The sequence below is a fragment of the Actinomadura sp. NPDC049753 genome (assembly GCF_040674655.1).
In the GTDB taxonomy this organism is placed as follows: domain Bacteria; phylum Actinomycetota; class Actinomycetes; order Streptosporangiales; family Streptosporangiaceae; genus Spirillospora; species Spirillospora verrucosospora.
Window position 1 is genome coordinate 14212 of record NZ_JBFARL010000011.1, and the last position, 16178, is coordinate 30389.

General features: G+C 72.9%; 16 protein-coding genes. 7 read left to right on the plus strand and 9 right to left on the minus strand.

Annotated elements, in window-relative coordinates; all coding sequences use genetic code 11:
* Position 1 precedes the first annotated feature (1 nt).
* The 7 genes from AB0K37_RS05025 to AB0K37_RS05055 all read right to left on the minus strand — a co-directional run bounded on the left by AB0K37_RS05025 (position 2) and on the right by AB0K37_RS05055 (position 7403).
* Positions 2-859: a shikimate dehydrogenase gene (locus tag AB0K37_RS05025; protein WP_363974970.1), complete on the minus strand. Its 858-nt coding sequence runs from the start codon at positions 857-859 to the stop codon at positions 2-4.
* Positions 832-1992 (minus strand): endolytic transglycosylase MltG, encoded by a 1161-nt coding sequence (gene mltG, locus AB0K37_RS05030; protein ID WP_363974973.1) that lies wholly within the window; start codon positions 1990-1992, stop codon positions 832-834. Before mltG ends, AB0K37_RS05025 begins: the two co-directional genes overlap by 28 nt.
* On the minus strand, positions 1989-2447 hold the full coding sequence (ruvX, locus tag AB0K37_RS05035; RefSeq protein WP_345179030.1) for a Holliday junction resolvase RuvX: 459 nt from the start codon (positions 2445-2447) through the stop codon (positions 1989-1991). The genes mltG and ruvX overlap by 4 nt, the downstream gene beginning before the upstream one ends.
* Positions 2448-2630: 183 nt before the next feature.
* Positions 2631-5300, minus strand: coding sequence for an alanine--tRNA ligase (alaS, locus tag AB0K37_RS05040; RefSeq protein ID WP_363974976.1), 2670 nt, complete (start codon positions 5298-5300; stop codon positions 2631-2633).
* Position 5301: 1 nt separating this feature from the next.
* Positions 5302-5622 (minus strand): hypothetical protein, encoded by a 321-nt coding sequence (locus tag AB0K37_RS05045; RefSeq protein WP_363974979.1) that lies wholly within the window; start codon positions 5620-5622, stop codon positions 5302-5304.
* Positions 5619-6035, minus strand: coding sequence for a DUF948 domain-containing protein (locus AB0K37_RS05050; RefSeq protein WP_363974982.1), 417 nt, complete (start codon positions 6033-6035; stop codon positions 5619-5621). The genes AB0K37_RS05045 and AB0K37_RS05050 overlap by 4 nt, the downstream gene beginning before the upstream one ends.
* A gap of 105 nt (positions 6036-6140) precedes the next feature.
* A complete protein-coding gene (locus AB0K37_RS05055; protein WP_363975125.1) occupies positions 6141-7403 on the minus strand; it encodes a replication-associated recombination protein A in 1263 nt (420 codons plus the stop codon).
* A 288-nt stretch (positions 7404-7691) separates the two neighbouring features.
* Between AB0K37_RS05055 and AB0K37_RS05060 the strand changes: the two genes are divergently transcribed.
* The 4 genes from AB0K37_RS05060 (at position 7692) to AB0K37_RS05075 (ending at position 10132) form a co-directional block, all read left to right on the plus strand.
* Positions 7692-8141, plus strand: a complete 450-nt coding sequence (locus AB0K37_RS05060; protein WP_363974985.1) for a hypothetical protein — start codon at positions 7692-7694, stop codon at positions 8139-8141.
* A 103-nt stretch (positions 8142-8244) separates the two neighbouring features.
* The gene (locus AB0K37_RS05065) at positions 8245-8880 is read left to right on the plus strand and encodes a DUF3105 domain-containing protein (protein WP_363974988.1); all 636 of its coding nucleotides are present in this window, start codon (positions 8245-8247) and stop codon (positions 8878-8880) included.
* Entirely contained in the window at positions 8877-9503 is a 627-nt protein-coding gene (locus AB0K37_RS05070) for a DUF305 domain-containing protein (protein WP_363974991.1), read from the plus strand. The genes AB0K37_RS05065 and AB0K37_RS05070 overlap by 4 nt, the downstream gene beginning before the upstream one ends.
* Positions 9504-9568: 65 nt before the next feature.
* Positions 9569-10132 carry a TIGR03086 family metal-binding protein gene (locus tag AB0K37_RS05075; RefSeq protein WP_363974994.1) on the plus strand — a complete coding sequence of 188 codons (564 nt, stop codon included), beginning with the start codon at positions 9569-9571 and terminating at the stop codon, positions 10130-10132.
* 15 nt (positions 10133-10147) lie between these two features.
* Here the strand turns inward: AB0K37_RS05075 and AB0K37_RS05080 are convergent, their stop codons facing one another.
* The gene (locus AB0K37_RS05080; RefSeq protein WP_363974997.1) at positions 10148-11383 is read right to left on the minus strand and encodes a DUF349 domain-containing protein; all 1236 of its coding nucleotides are present in this window, start codon (positions 11381-11383) and stop codon (positions 10148-10150) included.
* A 73-nt stretch (positions 11384-11456) separates the two neighbouring features.
* Positions 11457-12206 (minus strand): peptidylprolyl isomerase, encoded by a 750-nt coding sequence (locus AB0K37_RS05085; protein ID WP_363975000.1) that lies wholly within the window; start codon positions 12204-12206, stop codon positions 11457-11459.
* Between the two features lie 219 nt (positions 12207-12425).
* Between AB0K37_RS05085 and AB0K37_RS05090 the strand changes: the two genes are divergently transcribed.
* From AB0K37_RS05090 to aspS, 3 genes are read left to right on the plus strand one after another with little or no spacing between them, the layout of a single operon-like run.
* A complete protein-coding gene (locus AB0K37_RS05090) occupies positions 12426-13121 on the plus strand; it encodes an MBL fold metallo-hydrolase (protein ID WP_363975003.1) in 696 nt (231 codons plus the stop codon).
* An 11-nt stretch (positions 13122-13132) separates the two neighbouring features.
* Positions 13133-14413 (plus strand): histidine--tRNA ligase, encoded by a 1281-nt coding sequence (hisS, locus tag AB0K37_RS05095; RefSeq protein ID WP_363975006.1) that lies wholly within the window; start codon positions 13133-13135, stop codon positions 14411-14413.
* Positions 14410-16170: an aspartate--tRNA ligase gene (gene aspS, locus AB0K37_RS05100; protein WP_363975008.1), complete on the plus strand. Its 1761-nt coding sequence runs from the start codon at positions 14410-14412 to the stop codon at positions 16168-16170. Before hisS ends, aspS begins: the two co-directional genes overlap by 4 nt.
* Positions 16171-16178: the final 8 nt, after the last annotated feature.

The following is a 16178-nucleotide window of genomic DNA, read 5'->3' on the forward strand; positions in this document are numbered from 1 at the left end:
GTCAGGCGCGGCGGGCGAGCTCCGCCTCGCCCGCGGCGCGCATCGCCTCCACCGGCACGTCGTCGCGGCCGGTCATCAGGGCGACCTGCCGGACGGCCTGGTGCAGGAGCATCGCGAAGCCGCCGACGACCGTGCCTCCCGCGCGCTCGACGGCCGCCGCGAGCGCCGTCGGCCACGGCGCGTACACGACGTCGAACACGGCCGCGCCGGACTCGGCGACCGGCGCGGCGAACGCGTCGGCGGCCCGCCCGGGCAGCGTCGACACCACGAGCTCCGCCGGGAGGTGCGCCGGCGCCTCGTCGAGCTTCACGACCCGCACCGCGAGCCCGAACCGCTCCCCCACTCCGGCCGCGGCGGCGGCGCGCTCCGGGGTGCGCACCGCGAGGACGGCCTCGCGCGTGCCGAGCCCGGCGAGCGCCGCCAGCGCGGACGCGGCCGTCGCGCCGCCGCCCAGCACCAGCGCCGTGGACGGAGCCTTCAGCCCCGCCTCGGCGAGCGCCGTCTCGATGCCGTACACGTCGGTGTTGTCGCCGTGGCGCCGCCCGTCCCGAAGGACGATCGTGTTGGCGCCCCCGACCTTCACCGCGAGGTCCGAGACCGTGTCCACCAGGCCGAGCGCGACGCGCTTGAGCGGCATGGTCAGCGACAGGCCCGCCCATTCGGGCCCGAGGCCGTCCAGCACCGCGGCCAGGCCGTCCTCGCCGCACTCGACCGCGTCGTAGGACCAGTGATCCAGCCCCATCGCCGCGTACGCCGCCCGGTGCAGCACCGGCGACAGCGAATGGGCGATCGGCGACCCGAGCACCGCCGCGCGGCGGCCCGTCCCGCCGGTCACTGGCCCGGGTGCGCCCTCTGCCATGCCCGGAACTCCTTCTCGATCGCCTGCCGCTCCTGCTCCGTCGTGGCGAACTTGGTGACCTTGTTCGTCGGGTCGGTGGCGATGAAGTACAGCCACGTCCCGTCCTCCGGGGCCAGCGCCGCCTCGATCGCGTCCGGGCCCGGATTGGAGATCGGGCCGGGCGGCAGGCCCGCGTGCAGGTAGGTGTTGTAGGGCGAGTCGGTCTGCAGGTCCTTCTCGGTGACGGTGAGCCGCCGCTCGTTCAGCGCGTACAGCACCGTCGTGTCGAACTGCAGCTTCATGCCCTTCTCCACCCGGTTGTAGATGACCCGGGAGATCTTCGGCAGGTCGCTGGGCTTGCCGCCCTCGGCCTGGACCAGGCTGGCGAGCGTGATGACCGTCGCCGGGTTCATGTGCGCCTTGCGCGCCTCGGCGACGAGGTCGACGCTGGCGGCCTCCTTGTTGAAGCGCGCCACCATCTCCTTGAGGATCTGCTCCGCCGTGCCGTTCGGGTCCAGGTCGTAGCGCCCCGGATACAGGTAGCCCTCGACCTTGCCCCGCGCGTAGGCGGGCAGCCCGAGGCTCTTCGGCCGCTTCGCCACCGCCTGGAACTCCCTGACGGAGATGCCGGTCTTCTTCGCCAGCAGCTCGAAGACCTCGACGGCCCGGCGGCCCTCGGGGATCACGACCTGGTTCCCGGCCCGCGACTTCGGGTCCAGCAGCAGCGCCACCGCCGCGGCCGACGACATCTGCAGCCGCATCTGGTAGAAGCCCGGCTGGATGCTGGAGGCGCGGGCCTCCTTGTTGTAGGTCTTCACGAACGCCGCGGAGCTCTTGACGACCTTGTGCTGCTCCAGCGTCGTCCCGATCACCGACCCGGTCGCGCCGTCCTTGATCTGGACGGTGACCTTGCCGGTGCCCGCGCCGTCGTAGTCCGGCGGATGCCACTTGTTGTCGAGCCACGCGTACCCGAGGACGCCGCCGGTGCCGAACACGGCCACGAGGAACGCCATCGCGAACAGCGCGGCGGCGCGCCCGCTGCGCTTGCGGCGCTTCTGGCGCTTGCGCCGCCGCCGCTGGTCCCGCCTGCCGCGGGCCTCCTCGGGCGGAGGCCCGTCGCCGTACGGGTCGGAGAAGAGGTCCAAATCGTTCATGAGCTCCCCTGGACGATCTCGCCCGGGGGGCGTCCGGTCAACCGCTCGGCGTCGAGGGCCGCCTGGAGCAGGACCGCCGCGGCCGCCTGGTCGACGACCTTGCGCCGCGCCTGGCCGTGCACGCCGCCGGCCCGCAGGCCGCTCTCGGCGGTGACGGTGGTGAGCCGCTCGTCGTGCAGCCGCACGGTCTCCGGGGGGAGGCGATCGGCGAGCCTCGCCGCGAACCTGCGCGCCGACTGCGCCGCCGGGCCCTCCCGGCCCGACAGCGACGTCGGCAGCCCGACGACGACCTCGATCGCCTCATGCTCGGCGACCAGGTCGACGAGCCGGTCGACGTCGCCCTTGCCGCTCTTCACGGTCTCCAGGGGGGACGCCAGGATCCCGCCGGGATCGCACCGGGCGACCCCGACCCGGACACTCCCCACATCCACCCCGAGCCGCACGCCCTGCCTCACTGCCTCGCCTCCGCTCGGCGGCTCGGAGCGCAACCCGGCACCGGCTTCCCTCGTCGCGTGCTCGCTCCTTCGTCGCTCCGCGCGCTCCTCAGTCCACCCGGCGCCGCACTCCTCACAGGCCTCACGACCTCGCCTCCGCTCGGCGCCGGCGAGGCTCGTCGCTCCTGCCCCGTCGTGCCGGGCTCACGCGGCCCCTACCGCCTGCTCGACGGCGGCGAGGGCCTCGCCGATCGCGGCGGGGTTGGCGCCGCCCCCCTGGGCCAGGTCGTCCTTGCCGCCGCCGCCCCCGCCGAGCGCCTTGGCGGCCAGGCCGACGAGGGCGCCCGCCTTCAGACCGCGGTCACGCGCGCCCTGGGTGACGGCGACGACCACGACGGGACGGTCCTTCGGCACCCCGGCGACCATCACGACCGCGGGGCGCGAGGTCAGGCGGCCGCGGATGTCGACGGCGAGCTTGCGCAGGTCGTCGGCGCCGGTGCCGTCGGGGGCGCGGTGCCCCACGAACGCGGTGCCGGCCACGTCCTTGGCGCCGTCGGCGAGGGATCCCGCGATCGCGAGGACCTGCTGCGAGCGGAGCTTCTCCAGCTCCTTCTCGGCGTCCCGCAGCCGGGCGACCACGCCGGAGACGCGCTCGGGCAGCTCCTCCTTGCGGGTCTTCATCTGCTCGGCGAGCTGCGCCACGAGGACGCTCTCGCGGGCCAGGAAGCGGAAGGCGTCGATGCCGACGAGCGCCTCGACGCGCCGGACGCCGGCGCCGATGGACGACTCGCCCAGCACCTTGACCAGGCCGAGCTGCCCGCTGCGGGCGACGTGGGTGCCGCCGCACAGCTCGCGGGAGTAGTCGCCGACCTCGACGACCCGGACCTCGTCGCCGTACTTCTCGCCGAACAGCGCGAGCGCGCCCATCGCGCGGGCCTCGTCGATCGAGGTGTGGAAGGCGCGCACGTCCAGGTCGCCGACCAGGACCTCGTTCACCTCGTCCTCGACGTCGCGCAGCACGCTCGCGGGGACCGCGCCGGACGCGGTGAAGTCGAACCGGAACCGGCCGGGCGAGTTCTCCGACCCGGCCTGCGCGGCGGACTCGCCGAGCGCGCGGCGGAACCCGGCGTGCACCATGTGGGTCGCGGTGTGCGAGCGGGAGATCGCCCGGCGCCGCTCCACGTCGACCTCGGCGTAGGCGGTGTCGCCGGCCTGCGCCTCGCCGCTGCGGACCCGTCCGCGGTGCACGATGAGCCCGGCGAGGGGCGCCTGCACGTCGGTCACCTCGACCACGGCGCCGTTGCCGAACCTGATCAGGCCGTGGTCGGCGAGCTGGCCGCCGCCCTCGGCGTAGAAGGGGGTGCGGTCGAGGACGACCTCGACCTCGGCGCCCTCCCCGGCGGCGGGCGCGTTGGCGCCGTTCACCAGCAGCCCCACGAGGCGGGCGTCGCCGGCCAGGCTGCCGTAGCCGGTGAAGTCGACCCTGCCGCCGGCGCCGGTGAGCAGCTCGTCCAGGACGGAGACGTCGAGGTTGCCGGTCTTCTTGTCGCGGGCGTCCTTCTTGGCGCGGTCCCGCTGCTCCTTCATGAGCCGGCGAAAGCCCTCCTCGTCCACCTGGAGGCCCTGCTCGGACGCCATCTCCAGGGTGAGGTCGATCGGGAAGCCGTAGGTGTCGTGCAGCTTGAACGCCTGCTCGCCCGCCAGGGTCGCGCCGCCGGAGCGCTTGGTGTCGTCGACGGCGGTGTCGAAGATCGCGGTGCCGGTGCGCAGCGTCTGGAGGAAGGACTCCTCCTCCGCGTCGATGACGGTGTGGATGTTCGCGGCGGTGCGCACCAGCTCCGGGTACTGCTCGCCCATCGCCTGGATCGAGACGGCCGTCAGCTCGTGCATGAGCCCGGCGTCCTGCCCGCCGAGCAGGCGCAGGTTGCGGATGGAGCGGCGCAGGATGCGGCGCAGCACGTAGCCGCGGCCCTCGTTGCCGGGGCGGATGCCGTCGGCGACCATCATCGTGCCGCTGCGGACGTGGTCGGCGACGACGCGCAGCGATACGTCCGCGCGGTGGTCGCGGCCGTAGGAGGTGCCGGTCAGCCCGGCGGCGCGGTCGAGGACCCGCCAGAGGGTGTCGGTCTCGTAGATGTTGTCGACGCCCTGGAGGATCGCCGCCATGCGCTCCAGGCCCATGCCGGTGTCGATGTTCTTGGCCGGCAGGTCGCCGAGGATCGGGAAGTCGGTCTTGCTCTCCCCGGGGCCCCGCTCGAACTGCATGAAGACGAGGTTCCAGACCTCCAGGTAGCGGTCCTCGTCGGCGATCGGGCCGCCCTCGCGGCCGTACTCGGGGCCGCGGTCGTAGTAGATCTCCGAGCAGGGGCCGCACGGGCCGGGCACGCCCATCGACCAGAAGTTGTCCTCCATGCCGCGCCGCTGGATGCGGTCGAGGGGGACGCCGACCTTCTCGTGCCAGATGTTGTGGGCCTCGTCGTCGTCTTTGAAGACGGTGACCCAGAGCTTCTCCTCGGGGAAACCGAAGCCGCCGTCTTCCCGCGACCGGGTCAGCAGCTCCCAGGCGAAGGGGATCGCCTGCTCCTTGAAGTAGTCGCCGATGGAGAAGTTGCCCAGCATCTGGAAGAAGGTGGCGTGCCGGGTGGTCTTCCCGACCTCCTCGATGTCGGGCGTGCGCACGCACTTCTGCGCGCTCGTCATCCGCTGGGACGGAGGGGTGCGCTGGCCGAGGAAGTACGGCTTGAAGGGGACCATGCCGGCGTTGACCAGAAGCAGCGTCGGGTCCTCGGCGACCAGGCTGGCCGAGGGCACCACCGTGTGCCCGCGCTCCTCGAAGAACCCGAGGAAGCGGCGTGCGACCTCTGCCGACTCCATATCAGTGGCCATCCTTGTCGTTCTCGATGATCGTGTATCTCGCCTTGAGCACGCGGCGGGCCTGCGGCCCGCCGCCGTCCGGCGGGGCCTGGTCCATGCGGACGGCCTCGCGCAGCTCCTCCTCACGGGCCCGCATCTCGGTACGGACGTCGGAGGCGAAAAGCCTCAGCCGCTCGCCGGCGCTCTGCCCGCTCGACACCGCCCGCGCGGCGACGCTCTCGGGCGACAGGGCGCGCGTGAAGCGCTCCACGCGCCGCTTGACGCGGTGCGTGGCGTAGACGCCGGCGCCCGCGCCGACCGAGAGCCAGAACAGCCGCCTCATCTGCGTCCCCTACCCGGGGAGCGGGCCGGCAGCTCCGGACGTCCGGACGCGGCGCGCTCCTCCCCGTCGCGGTTGCCGAGGGCCTTGCGGACGCCGTAGGAGAAGGCGGCGGCCTTCACCAGCGGCCCGCCGACCACCGAGGTCATCACGGTGGTGACGGCCGAGACGTTCTGGGTGACGCCGGCGACCTGCCTGGTGATGACGTCGGTGCGGCCGAGCTGCTCGTTGGCGCGCTTCACCGTCCGGGTCATGTCCTCCATGAGCGGGCCGGCCTGCTCGCCGATGTCGCGGACGAGCTCGCTGGCCTCGCCGAGCAGCTTGGAGAGCTTCAGCAGGGTGAGCGCGACGAACGAGACGAGCACCGCCCAGAACACGGCCACGATGAGGCCTGCTAGCTGTCCACCAGTAAGCATCAGGGCTTTCCGTTCGCGTGAGGCCGGCACGGGGCCGGGCATGGCCTGACAGACCTTACCGGTCCACCACGCCGCTTGGCGGGAGCACCGGCCGGCGAAGAACGATCACCGCCGGTCCGCGGCGCCGCGCAGGACGGAGCGGATCCGCGCGAGCACCTCGGTGAACCGGGCTTCCGCGCCGTGCCTGGTCGGGCGATAGTACTCCCGTCCGTCGACCGCGTCGGGCGCGTACTGCTGGCGGACCACGCCGCCGGGATGGTCGTGCGCGTACCTGTAGCCCTGCCCGTGCCCGATCTTCGCGGCGCCCTTGTAGTGGGCGTCGCGCAGGTGGCCCGGGACCGGACCGGCGAGCCCCTTGCGGACGTCGCCGAGCGCCCCGTCCACCGCCGTGATCACCGCGTTGGACTTCGGCGCGAGGGAGAGATGGATCACCGCCTGGGCCAGGTTGATGCGGGCCTCCGGCAGGCCGACGAACTCCACCGCCTGCGCGGCGGCGACCGCGGTCTGCAGCGCGGTCGGGTCGGCCATGCCGACGTCCTCGCTGGCGTGCACGATCAGCCGCCGGGCGATGAACCGGGCGTCCTCGCCGGCCTCGATCATGCGGGCGAGGTAGTGCAGCGCCGCGTCGACGTCGCTGCCGCGGATGCTCTTGATGAACGCGCTGATGACGTCGTAGTGCTGGTCGCCCTCGCGGTCGTAGCGGACGGCGGCCCGGTCGACGGCCTTCTCCAGCACGTCCGTGTCGATCGCCCCGCCGTCGTCGACGACGAGCGCGGCGGCCTCCAGGTAGGTGAGGGTGCGGCGGGCGTCGCCGCCGGCCAGCCGGATGAGGTGGTCCTCGGCGGCGGGATCGAGGGTGACCGCCCCGTTCAGCCCGCGCTCCTCGGTGAGGGCGCGGCGGACGACCTCGCGCAGGTCGTCCTCGCCGAGCGGCTCCAGGGTGAGCAGCAGCGAGCGCGACAGCAGCGGGCTGATGACGGAGAAGAACGGGTTCTCGGTGGTGGCGCCGATGAAGGACACCCAGCGGTTCTCCACGGCGGGGAGCAGGGCGTCCTGCTGGGCCTTGTTGAAGCGGTGCACCTCGTCGACGAACAGGACCGTCTGGCGGCCCGTCATGCCGAGCTCGCGGCGCGCCAGGTCGATCTCGGCGCGGACGCGCTTGACGCCGTCGCTGACCGCGGACACCTCCACGAACCGGCGGGAGGTGACATGGCTGACGACGGTGGCGAGGGTGGTCTTGCCCGTGCCGGGCGGCCCCCACAGCACGAGCGACATCGGCACGTCCCGGTCGACGAGCTGCCGGATCGGCGTGCCCGGGCCGAGCAGGTGCCCCTGCCCGACGACCTCGTCGAGGGCGCGGGGGCGCATGCGGACGGCGAGGGGCTGCTCCGCGCCGCCCCGGGCGGGCGCCGCCGGCGGCTCCGCCCGTACGTCCGCCGAGACCGCCCCGTCCCGCTCCGGAGTGTCGAAAAGGCCTTCCGGCTCGCCCGAATCCGCCCTGCTGGTCACGCTCCGACACTATCTCGCGGCGCGGACAGTCCCGGACGCTCGCGCGGGTCCGCGCGGGGCCGCTCCGCACGCGCATCCGGCGGGCGGGAACCCCAGGGGCGGCTGCGGCGTTGGACCAGCCCGGAAGACGCGACCAGGAGCGTGACGGTGTCCGGTACGGCCCCCCGTCGACGCCACGGGCTGGCAGGGCTGCTCGTGGCGCTGTTCGTCGTGGGCGGGCTGGTGTTCAGCTACGGGCTGGGCCACGCGCCCCCGCCGCGCGTGTGCACCCAGCACGCCGTGAGCGTTCCCGTCGGCGCCGTGTCGGCGTCCACGGGCCACGAGCAGCCGGGCGCCGCGGCCGCGCCGCTCAGCGGCTCTCACGGCCCCGCACAGGACGCCCCGGCCGCCGCCCCGACGAAGATGCCCGCGCCCGTCCCGATGGACGCGTGCCTCTGCCTGGCCGTCCTGTTCACCCTCGTCCTGCTGGGCCTGGCCGCCGTGCTGCGCCGGCCCGTCTCGCGCCTGCCCGCCCGTCTCGGCTGGGCGTTCGCCCCTCCGCCCTGCACGCGGCTCGCCCCCGCGTCCTGGCCCTCACTCCAGGTCCTCCGGCTGTAGAAGGACCGGCCCTCCGGCCGATCGCACCGCCCGCGTCCACGCCCATGGCCGATGCGGCGCTGCCCTGTCCTTCCTGACCTACAGCACCTGAGAGGACGCCCTCATGTCCAAGAGCGCCCGTAACAAGAACGCCCGCAACGCCAACGCGCGCGGCAAGACCGCCACGAAGAACGCGCTGACACAGCGCGAGATCCCGTGGGGAGGCATCGCCTTCTTCGCCGTGATCGGGCTGGTGGCGGTCGTCGCCATCGGTTTCACGTTCATGCAGACCAGGTCGTCGTCCGCCGACGGCTCCGCCTCCGTCCCCGGCCTCGTGACCAAGGACGACCTCGGCCGCGGCCACGTCGGCGGCAGCGTCAAGTACGACACCGACCCGCCGATGGGCGGCGACCACAACCCCGTGTGGCAGAACTGCGACGGCCGCGTCTACGACACGCCGCTGCTGAACGAGCACGCCGTCCACTCGCTGGAGCACGGCGCCGTCTGGATCACCTACCGGCCCGGCCTTCCCGCGGACCAGCTCGACGTGCTCAAGGGCAAGGTCTCCGCGACCGACTACACGCTGCTCAGCCCCTACCCGGACCAGGACTCTCCGGTCACGCTCACCGCGTGGGGCAGGCAGCTGAAGCTCCAGCAGGCCACCGACGCGCGGGTGGACCGGTTCCTGCGGGCCTTCGTGAAGGGCCCGCAGACCCCCGAGCCGGGCGCGGCCTGCTCGGGCGGCAAGGACACCCCGTGAGCGAGGGCGCCGCGGCGCCGCGGGGACGGCGCGCCACCGTCGTCCTCGCGGTCCTGGTCCTGCTCGCCGGAGCCGTCCTGGTCGCGCTCGCCGTCTCCCGCTCGGAACGGCCCGGAACGGACGGCCCCGAGGCGGGTTTCGCCCGGGACATGAGCGTGCACCACGCCCAGGCGGTGCGGATGTCGTTCATCGTCAGGGACCGCACGGACGATCCCGAGACCCGGCTGCTGGCCTTCGACATCATCAACACCCAGTCCGCCCAGATCGGCATGATGACGGCCTGGCTCGACGAGTGGGGCGTGCCGAAGGCCGACCCGTCCGGCCGGATGCGCTGGATGGCCGGGCACGGAGGCCACCGCGACGGCGGGGCCCCGATGCCCGGCATGGCGACCCGCGACCGGCTCGCCGACCTGGAGAAGGCGTCCGGCCGCGACGCCGAGGTGCAGTTCCTGAAGTTGATGATCGCGCACCACCGCGGCGGCGTGGCCATGGCGCGGGCGGTGCTGGAGCGCACCGGGCACGACCGGGTGCGGCGCCTCGCCCGCACGATGGTGGAGGGGCAGCAGGCCGAGATCACGCAGATGAACGCGATGCTCCGGCAGCGCGGCTCCCCCGCCGTGTGAGCCGGTCCCCGCGAGGTTCGCGATAGCGCTTGACAGCGCCGCCGGATCGCGCGTCACTGACCACCATGGCTCACAACCTCAGCGGCTACCACCGGGCCCTCGACCTCTTCGAGGGCCTGGTGGCCGGCGTCCCCCGCGACGGGTGGGACGCGCCGTCGCCCTGCGCGGGGTGGACCGCCCGGGACGTCGCCGGCCACGTGACCGGCGGCCAGTTCCTGGTCCGGGCGCTGGCCTCGGGCCAGCCCGAGCCGGACGTCAACGCCGCCCCCGCGCGGTTCGTCGCGGGCGACGTCCTGATGAGCTGGCGGGCGGCCCGCAAGGAATGCGCGGCGGCGCTCACCCCCGACGCGCTCCACCGCCCCATCCCCTTCGACGGGCTGGGCGAGCTGCCGCTGGGCGACTTCCTGGAGGGCTACATCCTGGAGCCGCTGGTGCACGCCTGGGACCTGGCCCGGGCCACGGGGCAGCCGTCGCGCCTCGACCCGGACCTCGTCCACCACGCGTTCGCCACGGCCCAGGTGGTCGCCGCCTCACTGCGGTCCGAGGGGCATCTGGCGCCGCCCCTGCCCGCTCCGCGCGGCGCGGACGAGCAGACGCGCATGCTCGCCTTCCTGGGCCGCTCGGCCTGAGCGCGGCGGCGGGGGTCAGGAGAACTCGGCGAGGGTGCGCTCGGCCTCTTCGAGCCAGGCGCGGCGGGCGCTGAGGGCCTCCTCGGCCTCCTTGACGTCCTTCTGGCGGCCGGCCTCACGGGCCTTGCCGAGCCGCTTCTCCAGCTGCTCGATGGAGCTGCGCAGCTGGGCCACCGTGGCCTCGGCGCGGGCGCGGGCCTCGGGGTTGGTGCGGCGCCACTCGTTCTCCTCGGCGGAGCGCACGGCCTCCTCGATCTTGCGGAGCCGCCCCTCCAGGCGGTCGCGCTGGTCGCGCGGCACCATCCCGGCGGCCTCCCAGCGCTCCTGGATCGCGCGCAGGGACTGGCGGGCCTGCCGGACGTCCCGCACCGGCAGCAGCCGCTCGGCCTCGGCGAGGATCTTCTCCTTCTCCTCGGCGTTGCCGCGGAACTCGGCGTCGCGCTCGGCGAACGCCGCGCTGCGGGCCTGGAAGAAGGTGTCCTGCGCGCCCTTGAAGCGGGCCCACAGCTCCTCCTCGGCGTCCCGGGAGGCGCGCCCGGCGAGCTTCCAGCGGCGCATCAGGTCGCGGTAGGCGGCGGCCGTGTCGCCCCAGTCGGTGGAACCCGACATCGCCTCGGCCTCGGCGACGAGGCGCTCCTTCTCCCGCCGGGCCTCCTCACGCTGGTCGTCGAGCGTGGCGAAGTAGGCCTTGCGGCGCTTGGTGAAGGCGTTGCGGGCGGCCGACAGCCGCTTCCACAGCGCGGTCTCGGTGGGACGGTCGATCCGGTCGGCGGCCTTCCACTCCTCGACCAGGAGGCGCAGGCGCTCGCCGCCGTTCTTCCAGTGCGTCTCCTCGACGGCGATGCGCTCGGCCTCGGCGACGATCCGCTCCTTGGTGTCGCGGGCCTCGTGCCGGTGCTGCTCGCGCTGGGCCTTGACCTCCTCGCGGCGCCGCCCGACCTGCTCCGTCAGGCCGTCCAGGCGGCGCAGGAGGGCGTCGAGGTCGCCGACGGCGTGCGCGTCGGCGACGGCCTCGCGCAGCCGGTCGATGCCCTGCTGGGCCTGGCCGGGCTGCAGGTCTGTGGTGCGGACCCGCTGCTCGAGAAGGCCGATCTCGGTGACGAGCGCGTCGTACTTGCGCTTGAAGTAGGCCAGGGCCTCTTCGGGCGCGCCGGCCTGCCAGGAGCCGACGACCCGCTCGCCGTCGGCCGTCCTGACATAGACGGTGCCGTCCTCGTCCACCCGGCCCCAGGGATCGGTCGCGCTGGACACCCTTGCCTCCTGAATCGCGGGTCCGGACGCGCTCACGGCGACCGGACCCTCCACACCTTAGTATCCCGTTCGCCTATTTCCCGGCGATCGTGACGTCCTGGATCTCTACCTTCTTCTTGGGCTTGCCGTCGCCCTTCGGGTCCGAGCCCGCGTCGGCGATCTTCTTCAGCACGTCCAGCCCCTTGGTGATCTTTCCGAACACCGTGTAGTCCGGCGGGAGCTGCGAGTCCTTGTAGACCATGAAGAACTGGCTGCCGTTGGAGTCCGGCAGGCTGCTGTGGGCCATGGCGAGCGTGCCCTCGGTGTACATGGCGCCGCTGGTGTTCTCGTTCGCGAACTGGTAGCCCGGCCCGCCGGTGCCCTTCGCGGTGGGGTCGCCGCATTGCAGGACGTTGAGCCCGCCGCTCGTCAGCCGGTGGCACGTGGTCTTGTCGAAGAAGTTCTTCTGCGCCAGGTACGCGAAGGAGTTGACCGTGCACGGCGCCTTGCCACCGTACAGCTGCACCTCCACGTCGCCCTGGTTGGTCTTCATCGTCGTCTGGACGACGTCCGTGTAGGCGGGCTTGCCCGGAGGGGTGCCGATGCCCTTGGGGGCGCCGTCCTGCTGGGCCGCCTTGTAGGTGCACCGGGGCCCGGCGGCGGTGGACTCGTCGTCCTTGGTGAGCACCATGAACGCGGCGCCTCCGACGACGATGACCGCCACCACCGCCGCGGCGGTGATGATCTTGAGGCGGCGCGCCCGCGCCGCCTCCTGCGCCTGCCGCTGCCGCTGCCGCTCGTAGCGCTGCCGCGCGAGCTGCTTCTTGCGGTCCTTCGCCGCCACGTGCCTCGCCTTCCGGTGTGATCAGGTGAACGTGCAGCGCATAGTAGCGGTACCGGGGGGTAAAAGCGCCTCCGCGTTCAGGGAGCGCCTCCCGCCCGGCCGCGCCCCGGCGGGCCGCGCCCCGCGACACGTCGGCCGCGCCAACTCGTTCGCGGTGGCCGTGGCCGCGCCGGTACCCTCGAACACGCCCACCCGAGATGGTTCTAAGGAAGGACGACCGTGCTCGTCGCCGGGTTCCCCGCTGGATCGTTCGCCGCGAACTGCTATGTCGTGGCGCCCGCCGCCGGTGAGGAGTGCGTGATCATCGATCCCGGCCAGGACGCCGAGGGCGGGATCGATGAGATCCTGCGCGAGCACCGGCTGAAGCCGGTCGCGGTGCTGCTGACGCACGGCCATCTCGACCACGTCTGGTCGGTGGCCCCGGTCTGCGGCGCCAAGGACGTCCCGGCCTACGTCCACCCGGACGACCGCGACCTGCTGACCGATCCGGCCAAGGGCCTGTCCCTGGGCGCCGGGCAGCAGCTGTTCGGCGGTCTGGAGCTGTCCGAGCCCGACGACGTGCGCGAGCTGGCCGACGGGGCGGTGCTGGAGCTGGCCGGGCTGAACTTCACCGTCGACCACGCGCCGGGCCATACTCCCGGGTCGGTGACGTTCCGGACGCCGAAGGCGCAGCAGATCCCGGACGTGATGTTCACCGGCGACCTGCTGTTCGCCGGCTCCATCGGGCGTACCGACCTGCCGGGCGGATCGTACGAGCAGATCCTCGCCAGCCTGTCCCGGGTGTGCCTCACGATGCCCGACGAGACGGCCGTCCTGCCCGGCCACGGCGAGCAGACCACAATCGGCCGCGAGCGCGCGACCAACCCGTTCCTTTCGGAGCTGGTCCCCGCGGACGGACCTGACAGAGGATTCTGATCTAAAAGACCATGAGTTCGAGTTTCCGGGCCCCGAAGGGGGTCAGCGAATACGTCCCGCCGCGAGCGGACCTCTTCTACGCCATCCGGGAGGCCTTCGCCGAGCAGGCGAGGCTGGCCGGTTACGGCTACCTGGAACTGGCGGTGTTCGAGGACACCAACCTGTTCCGGCGCGGCGTCGGCGAGTCCACCGACGTGGTGTCCAAGGAGATGTACACCTTCGAGGACCGGGGAGGCCGGTCGCTGACGCTGCGTCCCGAGTTCACCGCGTCGGTGCTGCGCTCCGTCCTGGAGAACAACCTGCACAAGGCGTCGCTGCCGGCCAAGGTGTGGACGACCGGGCCCGCGTTCCGCGCCGAGCGCCCGCAGCAGGGCCGCTACCGGCAGTTCTACCAGCTCGACCTGGAGGCGATCGGCAGCGAGGACCCCCAGGTCGACGCCGAGACGATCGCGATCGCGTGGAACTGGTACCGGTCCCTCGGCCTGACCCGGGTGCGGCTGCTGCTGAACTCGCTCGGCTGCAAGGAGTGCCGCCCCGCCTACCGGGCCCTGCTGCAGGAGTTCCTGCGCGGCCTGGACCTGGACGAGGACACCCGTGCCCGCGTCGAGCTCAACCCGCTGCGGGTGCTGGACGACAAGCGTCCCAAGGTCCGCGAGCAGCTCGTCGGCGCCCCGCTGATGGCCGACCACCTGTGCCCGGCGTGCAAGGCGCACCACGACCGCGTCCGGGAGCTGCTCGCCGACCTCGGCATCGAGTGGGAGGACACCCCGACCCTCGTCCGCGGCCTCGACTACTACACCCGCACCACCTACGAGTTCGACCACCCGCTGCTCGGCGCCCAGTCCGGCATCGGCGGCGGCGGCCGCTACGACGGGCTGTCGGAGGACATCGGCGGCCCCCCGCTGCCCGGCATCGGGTTCGGGCTCGGGCTGGACCGCACGATCCTCGCCCTGGAGGCCGAGTCCTCGGGCGGGCAGGGTCCCGCGTTCGCCGTCAAGCCGCGCTGCGAGGCGTTCGGCGTGGCGCTCGGCGACACCGCCGAGCGGCGCCTGTTCGCGCTCGTCGCCGAGCTGCGCCGAGCCGGGATCGCCGCCGACATGGCGTTCGGCGGCAAGAAGCTCAAGGGCGCCATGAAGGACGCGGACCGCTCGGGCGCCCGGTACGCCGTGATCCTCGGGGAGCGAGATATCGCGGACGGCGTCGCCCAGGTCAAGGACCTGGCCGAGGGCGAGCAGACCGCCGTCCCGCTCACCGACCTCACCACGACGTTGAAGGAAAGGCTCTCGAAATGATCCGCACCCACGAGGCGGGGACGCTCCGCAAGGAGCACGCCGGGCAGCAGGTAACGCTGGCCGGCTGGGTCGGCCGCCGCCGCGACCACGGCGGCGTCACGTTCATCGACCTGCGCGACGCCTCCGGCACCGCGCAGGTCGTCTTCCGCGAGGAGGACACCGCGCACGACCTGCGCGCCGAGTACTGCGTCAAGGTCGTCGGCGAGGTCCGCGTCCGGCCGGAGGGCAACGAGAACCCCGAACTGCCCACGGGCGAGGTCGAGGTCGCCGCCGCCCGCATCGAGGTGCTCTCCGACGCGGCGCCGCTGCCGTTCCCCATCGAGGGCGACGTCAACGTCAACGAGGAGATCCGCCTCAAGTACCGCTACCTCGACCTGCGCCGCGAGAGCGTCGCGCGGGCGATGAAGGTCCGCTCGGAGGCCTCGTTCCTGACGCACGAGGTGATGCGCGCGCACGGCTTCGTGAACGTGGAGACGCCCACGCTCACCCGCTCCACCCCGGAGGGCGCCCGCGACTTCCTCGTCCCGGTCCGGCTCCAGCCCGGCCACTGGTACGCGCTCCCGCAGTCGCCGCAGCTGTTCAAGCAGCTGCTCATGGTCGGCGGCCTCGAACGCTACTACCAGATCGCCCGCTGCTACCGCGACGAGGACTTCCGCGCCGACCGGCAGCCCGAGTTCACCCAGATCGACATCGAGATGTCGTTCGCCGAGCAGGACGACGTCCTGGCGGTCGGCGAGGACCTCGTGGCGCGCCTGTGGAAGGAGATCGCCGGGTACGAGATCCCCCGCCCGATCCCCCACATCACCTACGCCGACGCGCTGGCCCGCTACGGCTCCGACAAGCCCGACCTGCGGTTCGGCAACGAGCTGACCGACATGACGGAGTACTTCGCCGGCACGTCGTTCCGCGTGTTCCAGGCCCCGTACGTCGGCGCGGTCGTCATGCCCGGCGGCGCGTCCCAGACCCGCAAGGAGCTCGACGGCTGGCAGGACTGGGCGAAGGCCCGCGGCGCCCGCGGCCTCGCCTACGTGCTCGTCCAGGAGGACGGCACCCTCGGCGGCCCGGTCGCCAAGAACCTCTCCGACGCCGAGAAGGACGGCCTCGCCGCCAAGACCGGCGCCTCCCCCGGCGACGCGGTCTTCTTCGGCGCCGGCAAGCGGCACTCCACCCAGGAGCTCCTCGGCGCCGCGCGCCTGGAGATCGGCCGCCGCCGCGGCCTGATCGACGAGTCCGCCTGGAAGTTCGTCTGGGTCGTGGACGCGCCGATCTTCGAGCCCGTCGAGGACGACAAGGGCGAGCAGATCGGCTGGACGTCGGTGCACCACCCGTTCACCGCGCCCAAGCCCGAGTACGCCGACTCCTTCCAGGACGACCCGGGCGCCGCCCTCGCCGACGCCTACGACCTCGTGCTGAACGGCAACGAGATCGGCGGCGGCTCCATCCGTATCCACCGCGCCGAGATGCAGCAGCGCGTCTTCGACGTGCTGGGCCTGTCCAAGCAGGAGGCGGAGTCCAAGTTCGGCTTCCTGCTGGAGGCGTTCAAGTTCGGCCCGCCCCCGCACGGCGGCATCGCGTTCGGCTGGGACCGGGTGGTCATGCTCCTCGCCCGCCAGGAGTCGATCCGCGACGTGATCGCCTTCCCGAAGGCCGCCTCCGGCTACGACCCCCTGACCGCCGCGCCGACCCCCATCACCCCCGAGCAGCGCGCGGAGGCCGGGGTCGACTTCGTCCCCGAGGACGAGCCCTCCGAGAACTGACCCCCCCG

Coding starts and splice junctions, on each gene's coding strand:
- AB0K37_RS05055 (WP_363975125.1), bottom strand. CDS start 7,403: ATGCGCCCCCGCGCCCTCGACGAGGTCGTCGGGCAGGGGCACCTGCTC.
- aspS (WP_363975008.1), top strand. CDS start 14,410: ATGATCCGCACCCACGAGGCGGGGACGCTCCGCAAGGAGCACGCCGGG.
- mltG (WP_363974973.1), bottom strand. CDS start 1,992: ATGAACGATTTGGACCTCTTCTCCGACCCGTACGGCGACGGGCCTCCG.
- AB0K37_RS05045 (WP_363974979.1), bottom strand. CDS start 5,622: ATGAGGCGGCTGTTCTGGCTCTCGGTCGGCGCGGGCGCCGGCGTCTAC.
- AB0K37_RS05075 (WP_363974994.1), top strand. CDS start 9,569: ATGGCTCACAACCTCAGCGGCTACCACCGGGCCCTCGACCTCTTCGAG.
- alaS (WP_363974976.1), bottom strand. CDS start 5,300: ATGGAGTCGGCAGAGGTCGCACGCCGCTTCCTCGGGTTCTTCGAGGAG.
- AB0K37_RS05025 (WP_363974970.1), bottom strand. CDS start 859: ATGGCAGAGGGCGCACCCGGGCCAGTGACCGGCGGGACGGGCCGCCGC.
- AB0K37_RS05050 (WP_363974982.1), bottom strand. CDS start 6,035: ATGCTTACTGGTGGACAGCTAGCAGGCCTCATCGTGGCCGTGTTCTGG.
- hisS (WP_363975006.1), top strand. CDS start 13,133: ATGAGTTCGAGTTTCCGGGCCCCGAAGGGGGTCAGCGAATACGTCCCG.
- AB0K37_RS05065 (WP_363974988.1), top strand. CDS start 8,245: ATGTCCAAGAGCGCCCGTAACAAGAACGCCCGCAACGCCAACGCGCGC.